We start from the raw sequence: 9,356 nt of genomic DNA on the forward strand, positions 1-9,356 counted from the left end.
AGCCCGACCGAGGTTGCATCGAGAGGGGGCGATGGAGCCCCATGAGGAGGGACGAATGCCAATCATCAAGAACCCGATCCCGGTCGAAGTCACCCTGCGCGGCAACGTCGGCGAGTACGCCGGAAAGTACGCACGAGGCAAGATCGCCACAGCACTCGACATCGCGCACGGACCGGTGTTGACGGCGCACGTCGTGCTGGACTGGCGGCGCAACCCGGCGTCGGAGAACCATGCCATCGCAGAGGCGTCCGCGAAGGTCGACGGACTGGTGGTGAGGGCGAAGACAGCGGCCCCGACCATGCCGGAGGCCGTCGACGACCTGGAGTACCGACTGCGCCGACAGCTGACACACCTGCAGGATCGCAACCGCACGCAGCACCGCCGGACGAGCATCCCGGCCGAGCACGAGTGGCGCCACGGCGACCTCCCACGTCATCGAGTTCCCCACTTCCCGAGGCCGGCGGAGAGCCGGGAGGTGGTCCGCCGCAAGTCGTTCGCGAGCGCGCCGATGACGCCCGACGAGGCGGCGTACGAGATGGACCTGCTCGATCACGACTTCTTCCTCTATCGAGACGCCGCTTCGGGCGCACCCACGCTGGCGCACCGTCTGCCTTCGGCGATCCAGCCACCCGCACCGCCGTCGCTGACCGAAGGCCAGGCGCGTGCTCGGCTCGAGGCAGGCAGTGAGCCGTTCGTCTTCTACCTCGACGCGGGCACCGGTGTCGGCAGCGTGCTGTATCAGCGGCACGACGGGCACTACGGCCTGATCGAGCTCGCCTGACCCCGCACTAGGCTCCGGGCGTGACCTACGTGCACCCGAGAGCCTCGGCCGAGATCGACGTCCCGATCGAGGTGGTGTGGCGGGTGATGGTCGAGACCGAGTCGTACGCCGCGTGGAACCGTTCGTCGTCCGCGCCGAGACCGCGCAGCCGGCGGCGGTGGGCAACCCGATCACCCTCCATGTGACCTGGGCGAACGGGGGCCGCGCGCGCTCACCGGAGCGGATCTCGGCACTCGAGCCACCGGTCGTCGGGAAGGACGGGGTCGGGGCTGCGTACCTGGCCTATCTCTATGAGGGCTGGCCGGCGCGGCTCGGCCTGGTCCGGGGCGTACGTCACCAGCGACCGACCCAGCGACCTGGCGGACCGACACGCTACGAGACGGTCGAGGAGTTCTCCGGTCCGCTGGTCGGGCTGGCCGGTCCGGAGCGGGTCGCTGACGGATTCCGGCGGCATGCCCCGCCGCGCTCAAGGTGCGCGCCGAGACGCTCGCGAACGAAAGTAGACTTGACCACTAGATTGAGCGAAATTCTGCATTCATCTGCAAGAATGTGGCCGTGCGAGTATCTGCCAAGTCCGACTACGCCCTCCGCGCCCTCATCGAGATGGCCGCGCGTGAGGACGGAAAAGCTGTCAGCGCCGAGGAGCTCGGCCGCGCCCAGGAGATCCCTCACGGGTTCCTGCAGGCGATCCTCGCCGACCTCCGCAAGGCCGGCGTCGTCATCTCACAGCGCGGGCAGTCGGGCGGCTGGCGCCTCGCCCGCAAGGCGTCGGACGTCTCCGTCGCCGACGTGATCCGCGCCGTCGACGGCCCGCTGGTCTCGGTCTACGGCCTGCGTCCCGAGGCAGTTACCTATAACGAACGCGCCGACGTCCTCCAGCACGTGTGGATCGCCGCACGCGACTCGCTGCGCGAGGTCTTCGAGAAGGTCTCGATCGCCGAGCTCGCCGCTCGCGAGCTGCCCGACGAGGTCACCACCCGCACCGCGCGCGACGAGGCCTGGCTGCCTCACTGAGGCTGCTGGCGGTTGGTCTAGGTATGCAGCCGAACCGTCACTTCCCTCGCGGGATTCCGCACGGGAAGTGACGGTTTCCCTGCATACCTAGACGAACAGCCGCCCCTACGCCGCTGGCGCCGGCATCGTGTAAGCCCCCGGCGACGGCGTGACGAACACGTTGACGCCCTCCTCGAGCCGCAGAGCCCGGGCATGCGTACGCGTCAGCTCGGCGGTCACGACCTCGCCGTCGTCGGTGAGGACCGTGAGGCGCACCTCGAACCCGATCCGCAGGACCCGCGAGACGGAGCCCTCGAGCGAGTGCTCCGAGAGCGGCGACGGTGTGACCTCGACGTCGTGGGGCCGGATCAGCGCCCCGCCCAGCGTGGTCACGTCGCCGAGGAAGGACATCACGAAGTCGTTGGCCGGCTCGTCGTAGAGCTGCTCGGGAGTGCCGATCTGCTCGATCCCGCCCTGGTTGACGACCACGATCTCGTCGGCGACCTCGAGGGCCTCCTCCTGGTCGTGGGTCACGAAGACGGTGGTCACGTGCACCTCGTCGTGGAGGCGGCGCAGCCAGTCGCGCAGCTCCTTGCGTACCTTGGCGTCCAGAGCGCCGAACGGCTCGTCGAGCAGCAGCACGGACGGCTCGATCGCCAGCGCACGCGCCAGCGCCATCCGCTGCCGCTGGCCGCCGGAGAGCTGTGAGGGCAGCCGGTGGGCGAACTGCGAGAGGTGGACGAGCTCGAGCAGCTCCGAAACCTTCGCGGCGATCTCGGCGCGCGGCCGCTTCCGGATCTCCAGACCGAAGGCGACGTTGCGAGCCACCGAGAGGTGCTTGAACGCGGCGTAGTGCTGGAAGACGAAGCCCACGTTGCGCTTCTGGACGGGCAGCGACGTCGCATCCTTGCCCTCGATCACGACCGCCCCGGAGTCTGGCGTCTCCAGCCCGGCGATGACCCGCAGCAGCGTGGTCTTGCCGCCGCCGGAGGGCCCCAGCAGAGCCGTCAGCTGCCCGGTCGGAATGGTCAGGTTGATGTCCTCCAGCGCGACGAAGTCGCCGTAACGCTTGTCGACACCACGTACTTCGATGCTCATGGGATGTGGTCCTTTCACCGTACGCGCGCACCGCGGGCGCGCAGCACGAAGACGATGAGGATGCAGACGACGGAGACGCTGGCGAGGAGGAAGGCGACGGCGTACGCACCCTGCTGGTCGAAGCTGAGGTACTTCTCCTCGACCGCGAGGGTGGCCGTGCGGGTCTGGCCGAGCACGTTGCCGGAGACCACCTTGACCGCGCCGAACTCGCCGAGCGAGCGGGCCAGGGTGAGCACGACGCCGTAGATGACGGCCCACTTGATGCCCGGCAGGGTGATCCGCCAGAAGGTCTGCCAGGAGCTCGCCCCCAGCGACGCGGCGGCCTGCTCCTGCTCGGTGCCGATCTCCTCGAGCACCGGGATGACCTCGCGGATCACCAGCGGTAGCGACACGAACGCGGTGGCCATGATGATCCCGGGCGTGGCGAAGATGACCTGGATCCCGGCCGGCTCGAGGGTCGGCCCGAACCAGCCGTCGCGCCCGCCGTAGACGAGCACGAGGGCCAGGCCGACCACGATCGGCGAGACCGAGAGCGGCAGGTCGATCAGCGCGCTCAGGACACGCTTGCCCGGAAACTCCGTCCGGACGAGGAGCAGCGAAATCGAGACGCCGAAGGCCAGATTGATCAGCGTCGCGACCACCGCAGCCCAACAGGTCAGCTGGATCGCGTGCATCATCTGCGGGTCGCTGAAGATCCCGGCGAACGCCTCGGTCGTGAAGCCGACGTCGGGGACGTGGAAGGCGTTCCACGCGACCAGGACCACCGGCCAGGCCACGAGCAGGCCCAGATAGGCGATGACGATGATGCGGAGGACGTACGTCAGCGGGGTGCGGGGAGCACGACGGGTCTCAGCCACGGCGCACCATCCTCCTCTGGATCAGGTCGAGGACGACGATGACGAGGAGCGAGACGACCAGCAGCATCGCCGCGATCGCCGCCGCGCCCTCCGGGTTGTCGTTCTCGATCGCGGACAGGATCCGCACCGAGGCGACCTCGGACTTGAACGGCAGGTTGCCCGAGAGCAGGACCAGGGAGCCGTACTCCCCCATCCCGCGCGCGAACGAGAGCGCCGCGCCCGCCGCGATGGCCGGGGCCAGCGAGGGCAGGATGATCCGCCGGAAGGTCGTGAACCGGGAGGCACCCAGGGAGGCCGCGGCCTCCTCGACGTCGGCGTCCAGCTCCTCGAGGACCGGCTGCACCATGCGTACGACGAAGGGCAGGGTCACGAAGGCGAGGGCCAGGTAGACCGACATCGAGGTGTTCGCCCAGTGCAGGCCGAGCGGCGACTCGGCACCGTAGAGGGAGAGCAGCACGAGGCCGGCGACGATCGTCGGCAGCGCGAACGGGATGTCGATGATCACCTCGAGGAGGCCCTTGCCCCAGAACCTGTCGCGCACCAGCACCCATGCGATGACCGTGCCGATGACGACGTTGATCAGCGTGACCACGATGGCGGCGCGGATCGTCAGCCAGATCGCGGAGGCGGTCTGCTCGTTGCTGAGCTGGCTCGCGAAGGCGGACCAGCCCCCGCTGGACGCGGTGATGACCACCGCGACCAGCGGGATGAGGACGAGCAGGCTGAACCAGAGCATCGTGACACCGAGCCCGATGCCGCTGGTTCTCCCAAGAGTGGACCGAGTCAGAGTGGAGGCCGGCCGGCCGGACCGAGGAGCAGCCGGGCGGACCTCAGGGATGGTTGTCGTCATGACGGGACTACTGGGAGGCCTTGCCGGACTTGGCGATGGAGTCGGTCACGATGCCGAGAGCCTCGCCGTCCTCACCGGTGCCGAAGAGCTTCTCCTTGACACCCGACCAGTCGCGGCCGCCGAAGTCGTTCTCCAGGGTGAGCAGCTGCTTCGGTGCCGGGAACGGGTCGGCCGGGTCCTTGGCGCCCTTGATGTCCTCGGGCTTCAGACCGATCGCGTCCCAGTCGACGACGCCGGGCTCGGCGGTGTTGACCGGGCGGAACCCGGTGAGCGCGAACTGCTTCTGACCACCCTGCGGGTCGAGGACGAAGTCGAGCCAGGCCTGCGACGGCTTGGAGGAGTCCTCGAGGATGGCGCCAGGGTTCTCGATCAGAACCGTCGTGTCCGGGACGATGTAGTCGAAACCCTCGCCCTGCTGGGCCGCGAGGATCGCCTCGTTCTCGTAGGCGAGCAGCACGTCACCCGTGCCGCCGAGGAAGGCGGTCGTCGCGTCACGGCCGGAGTTGGTCAGGGTGACGACGTTCTTGAAGAGCTTGTCGAGGTAGGCCTTGCCCTCCTCCTCGGTGCCGCCGTTCTTCACGACAGAGCCCCAGGCGGCCAGCGCGTTCCAGCGGGCGGCGCCGGAGGAGGCCGGGTTGGCGGTGACGACACCGACGCCCGGCTTGATCAGGTCCTCCCAGCCCTGGATGTTCTTCGGGTTGCCCTCCCGGACACCGAGCACGACGATCGAGCTGGACACGATGCCCTTGTTCTCACCGTCGTCCCACGTCGGGTCGACCAGGCCGGCCTTCTCCAGACGCTGTACGTCGGTGCCGACCGACAGGTGCACATAGTCGGCCTTCAGGCCCGACTCGACCGCCCGGCTCTGGTCTCCCGAAGCGCCGTACGAGGTCTCGAAGGTGACGCCCTCGCCCTCGGGGGTCTTGTTGAACTCCTTGGCGATCGCCTTGTTGGCCGTCTCGGGGACGGCGAAGCCGACAATCGAGATCGACTCCGCGTCGCTGGCGCCGCCGGAGCCACCGCAGGCGGTCAAGGTCAGGATGCTCGCAGCGGCCAACGCCACCGCAACCTTGATCTTCTTCATCTGGTTCCTCACTTCTGCCCTGCCGAGTCAAGGTCGATCGGGTTACGAATGTCGAGGAGAATACTGGACTTAGTCGAGTGAATGTGAAAACACAGAATCGGTCCGCTCCGTGGACGGAACCCGGGCGCCGAGACGGCCTACGGGGGCGACTTCTCGGCGGGTCTAGACGCCCGTCGAGCTCAGCGGCGCGACCTGCGCACGCAGGACCTTGCGGCGGTTGTGAACGGCCTCGGCGCTGAAGATCACGAGCGCGACCCAGACGATCGCGAAGCCGGCCCAGCGTCCGGGCGGCATCGCCTCGTGGGCGATGAAGACGCCGACGGCGAACTGCAGGATGGGCGCGAGGTACTGCAGCAGGCCGATCGTGACCATCGGCACCCGGATGGCGGCGGCGCCGAAGCAGGCCAGCGGGACCACCGTGATGATGCCGAGGCTGATCAGCAGGAGTACGTGGAGGACGCCGTGACCGACGAGCGTGCCGCTGCCGGTGGCCTGAAGAGCGACGATGAGCGCGAGCGCGAAGGGCGCTGTCACGGCCGTCTCGACGGCCAGCGACTCGAACGGGCCGACCCCGGCGCTCTTCTTCAGCAGCCCGTAGGTGCCGAACGAGAACGCCAGCAGCAGCGCCACCCAGGGCAGCCGCCCGTAGTCGAGGGTGAGCACGATGACAGCCACGAACGCGATCCCCAGCGCCACCCACTGCAGCTTCCGCATCCGCTCGCGCAGGATGATCACGCCCATCAGCATCGTGACCAGCGGGTTGGTGAAGTAGCCCAGGCTCGTCTCCACGATCCGCCCGTTGTTGACCCCCCAGATGTACGTCACCCAGTTGATCGAGATGACCGCCGCAGCCGCCGTCAGCAGCCCGAGCTTGCGCCGGTCGCGCAGGATCGCCGCCACCTGCTTGCGGCGCCCCACGATCAGTACCAGGCCCGCGGCCACGACGAGCGACCACACGATCCGGTGACCCAGGATCTCCCAGGCACCGGCCGGCTCCAGGAGCGGGAAGTAGAGCGGGAACGCACCCCACATGACGTACGCCGCAGCGCCGAACATCACTCCACGACGCTGCTCACTCACGTCGCAACGGTACTGCCAGGGCCCGGATACCCTTTACTGAATATCGCGCCTCGGTTCAGACGGAGCGGACGGCGACGATGTCGGCGAAGGCCTCCAGGGCCGTGCGTACCGGGCCCTCGGGCAGCGGGGCGAGGGCGGCCTTGGCCTCCTCGGCACGGGCCTGGACGTAGGCGCGCGCCTCGGCCAGCGCCGGGTGGGCACGCAGCAGGGCGACACACTCGGCCAGGGCCGCGTCGTCGGTGAGATCGCCGTCGAGCAGCTCGAGGAGACGGGCGTCGCCGGGCTCGTTCGAGCGGCGGACGAACAGCACCGGGAGCGTCGGGACGCCTTCGCGCAGGTCGGTGCCCGGGGTCTTGCCGGACTCGTCCGAGGCGATGTCGAGGATGTCGTCGGAGAGCTGGAAGGCGACGCCGACGATGTCGCCGTAGGCGACCAGGGCCTCCTGGATCTTCTTGTCGGCACCGGAGAAGAGCGCGCCGTAGAGAGCCGAGGTGGCGATCAGGACGCCGGTCTTCCCGGCCAGCACCTCGAGGTGGTGGTCGACCGGGTCGACACCCTCCGCCGGCGCGACGCCCTCGAGGATCTGGCCCTCGACGAGCTTGGCGAAGGTGGCCGCCTGGATGCGTACGGCATCGGGGCCGAGCTCGGCGGTCAGCGAGGAGGAGCGGGCGAAGAGGAAGTCGCCGGTCAGGATGGCCACGTGGTTGTCGAAGCGGGCGTTGGCGGTGTCCTCGCCGCGGCGCAGGAGCGCCTCGTCCATGACGTCGTCGTGGTAGAGCGAGGCCTGGTGGGTCAGCTCGACGATGCAGGCAGCGGTGATGACCTCTTCGGCGAGCGTGTCGGGGCCGCACTCGGCGGCCAGCAGCACCAGCAACGGCCGGAACCGCTTGCCGCCGGCCTCGAGCAGGTGCGAGGCCGCTTCCGTGACGAACGGCGAGCTGCTGCGGGCATAGCCCGCGAGCTTCTCCTCGACGATCGCCAACCGAGCGCGCAGCCGCTGCTCGAGCTCGGGATCGGTGATCGGGAGGGCGAGTTCAGGGGCTCGGTCGGTAGGTGCGCTGGTGCTCACCCGATGAATCCTCCCGCATCCACCAACAGGCTGAGCACAGGGCCCGGAATTACACCCAACAAGACGGTGGCGACAGCGCTCAGAGCGATCACGACGGAGGTGGCGTAGGACGGCGTCGAAACGGTGGCCACGTCCTCGCGGGCGTCGGTGAAGAACATCAGCATGATGACGCGCACGTAGAAGAAGATCGCGATGATGCTGGAGCCGATCGCGACCGCGACGACAGGCCACTGGCCCGCGCCCAGCGCGGCGGCGAAGACGCCCCACTTGCCGATGAACCCGGCGGTCAGCGGCAGCCCGGCCATGGAGAGCAGGAAGACGGCGAAGGTCGCCCCGACCCAGGGGTTGGTCCGGCCCAGTCCCGCCCAGCGGTCGAGCGAGCCGACCTCGCCGTTGGGCCCACGGACCAGGGAGACGATCGCGAAGGCACCGAGCGTCGCGAACCCGTAGGCGGTCAGGTAGAAGAGCACCGCCTGGGTCGAACCGAAGGCGTCGGTCTGCACGCCGAGGAGGCCGGTGAGCAGGAAGCCGGTGTGGGCGACGGCGGAGTAGCCGAGCATCCGCTTCACATCGGTCTGCACGATCGCGAAGGAGGCACCCAGCAGCATCGTGAGCACCGCGACGACACCGATGGCCGGGCGCCAGATCTCACCCTCGGCCCCGAAGGCGACGTAGAAGAGCCGGAGCATCGCGGCGAACGCGGCGATCTTGGTAGCCGCGCTCATCCACGCCGTCACCGGTGTCGGAGCGCCCTGGTAGACGTCGGGGGTCCAGGAGTGGAAGGGCACCGCGCCGGTCTTGAAGAGCAGACCGACCGCCATCAGGCCGATGCCGAGGAGCAGCAGCGGGCTGGAGCCGTCCTCGGCCGCCGCCTCACCGATCTCTGCCAGCGACATCGAGCCGGCGAAGCCGTAGACCAGCGCGAGACCGTAGAGGAAGATGCCGGACGAGAAGGCGCCGAGCAGGAAGTACTTCAGCGCCGCTTCCTGGGAGAGCAGCCGGCGACGCCGCGCCAGCCCGGTCAGCAGGTAGAGCGGGAGCGAGAGCACCTCGAGGGCGACGAAGAGCATCAGCAGATCGCCGGAGATGCAGAAGAGCATCATCCCGCCGACCGCGAACATCATCAGCGGGTAGACCTCGGTGTGCTCCAGGCCCCGCTGGGAGGCGGTGCGCTCGGCCGAGGTGCCCGGCAGAGCCGCGGCCTGGCCGGCGAAGGCGCTCACTCCGTTGTCGAGGCGGCGCTCGGCGAAGAGCGCGACGCCGCCGAGCGAGACCAGCAGCACCAGGCCCTGGGAGAAGACCCCGGGACCGTCGATGACGAGGGCACCCTCCCCCGTCGAAGCACCAAGCGCCGTTCCGGCGCCGACGGCGACCGTCCCCGCGAGTGCGGCGACCAGGCCGGCCAGCGCCAGCGACACCTGGGCGTTGAACCGTGCGGCGCGCGGCGCGAAGGCCTCCACGACGACACCGGCGCAGGCGACGCCGAGCACCAGCAGGACGGGCCAGAGGGTGGCGTACGAAATTCCGGGGGACTCGAACATCGC

General features: G+C 69.0%; 10 protein-coding genes. 2 read left to right on the forward strand and 8 right to left on the reverse strand.

The window, feature by feature from the left end; genetic code table 11:
* Positions 1–55 precede the first annotated feature (55 nt).
* Entirely contained in the window at positions 56–781 is a 726-nt protein-coding gene (locus OG984_RS18395) for a ribosome hibernation promotion factor (RefSeq protein WP_328527669.1), read from the forward strand.
* Positions 782–806: 25 nt separating this feature from the next.
* Here the strand turns inward: OG984_RS18395 and OG984_RS18400 are convergent, their stop codons facing one another.
* The gene (locus OG984_RS18400) at positions 807–962 is read right to left on the reverse strand and encodes a hypothetical protein (protein ID WP_328527670.1); all 156 of its coding nucleotides are present in this window, start codon (positions 960–962) and stop codon (positions 807–809) included.
* A gap of 374 nt (positions 963–1,336) precedes the next feature.
* Here OG984_RS18400 and OG984_RS18405 point away from each other — a divergent pair, with 374 nt between their 5' ends.
* Positions 1,337–1,795, forward strand: a complete 459-nt coding sequence (locus OG984_RS18405) for an RrF2 family transcriptional regulator (protein ID WP_008356464.1) — start codon at positions 1,337–1,339, stop codon at positions 1,793–1,795.
* Positions 1,796–1,900: 105 nt separating this feature from the next.
* Here OG984_RS18405 and OG984_RS18410 read toward each other — a convergent pair whose 3' ends face one another.
* From OG984_RS18410 to nuoN, 7 genes are all read right to left on the reverse strand, one after another.
* Positions 1,901–2,872 (reverse strand): sulfate/molybdate ABC transporter ATP-binding protein, encoded by a 972-nt coding sequence (locus OG984_RS18410; RefSeq protein ID WP_328527671.1) that lies wholly within the window; start codon positions 2,870–2,872, stop codon positions 1,901–1,903.
* 14 nt (positions 2,873–2,886) lie between these two features.
* A complete protein-coding gene (locus tag OG984_RS18415; protein WP_328527672.1) occupies positions 2,887–3,729 on the reverse strand; it encodes a sulfate ABC transporter permease in 843 nt (280 codons plus the stop codon).
* On the reverse strand, positions 3,722–4,579 hold the full coding sequence (cysT, locus tag OG984_RS18420) for a sulfate ABC transporter permease subunit CysT (RefSeq protein WP_328527673.1): 858 nt from the start codon (positions 4,577–4,579) through the stop codon (positions 3,722–3,724). Before cysT ends, OG984_RS18415 begins: the two co-directional genes overlap by 8 nt.
* Before the next feature lie 7 nt (positions 4,580–4,586).
* Positions 4,587–5,663, reverse strand: coding sequence for a sulfate ABC transporter substrate-binding protein (locus OG984_RS18425; protein WP_328527674.1), 1,077 nt, complete (start codon positions 5,661–5,663; stop codon positions 4,587–4,589).
* Positions 5,664–5,825: 162 nt separating this feature from the next.
* Entirely contained in the window at positions 5,826–6,743 is a 918-nt protein-coding gene (gene rarD / locus OG984_RS18430) for an EamA family transporter RarD (protein WP_328527675.1), read from the reverse strand.
* A 55-nt stretch (positions 6,744–6,798) separates the two neighbouring features.
* Positions 6,799–7,812: a polyprenyl synthetase family protein gene (locus OG984_RS18435; RefSeq protein ID WP_328527676.1), complete on the reverse strand. Its 1,014-nt coding sequence runs from the start codon at positions 7,810–7,812 to the stop codon at positions 6,799–6,801.
* Entirely contained in the window at positions 7,809–9,353 is a 1,545-nt protein-coding gene (gene nuoN / locus OG984_RS18440) for an NADH-quinone oxidoreductase subunit NuoN (protein WP_328527677.1), read from the reverse strand. Before nuoN ends, OG984_RS18435 begins: the two co-directional genes overlap by 4 nt.
* Positions 9,354–9,356 lie beyond the last annotated feature (3 nt).

The organism is Nocardioides sp. NBC_00368 (genome assembly GCF_036090055.1).
Classification (GTDB): Bacteria; Actinomycetota; Actinomycetes; order Propionibacteriales; family Nocardioidaceae; genus Nocardioides.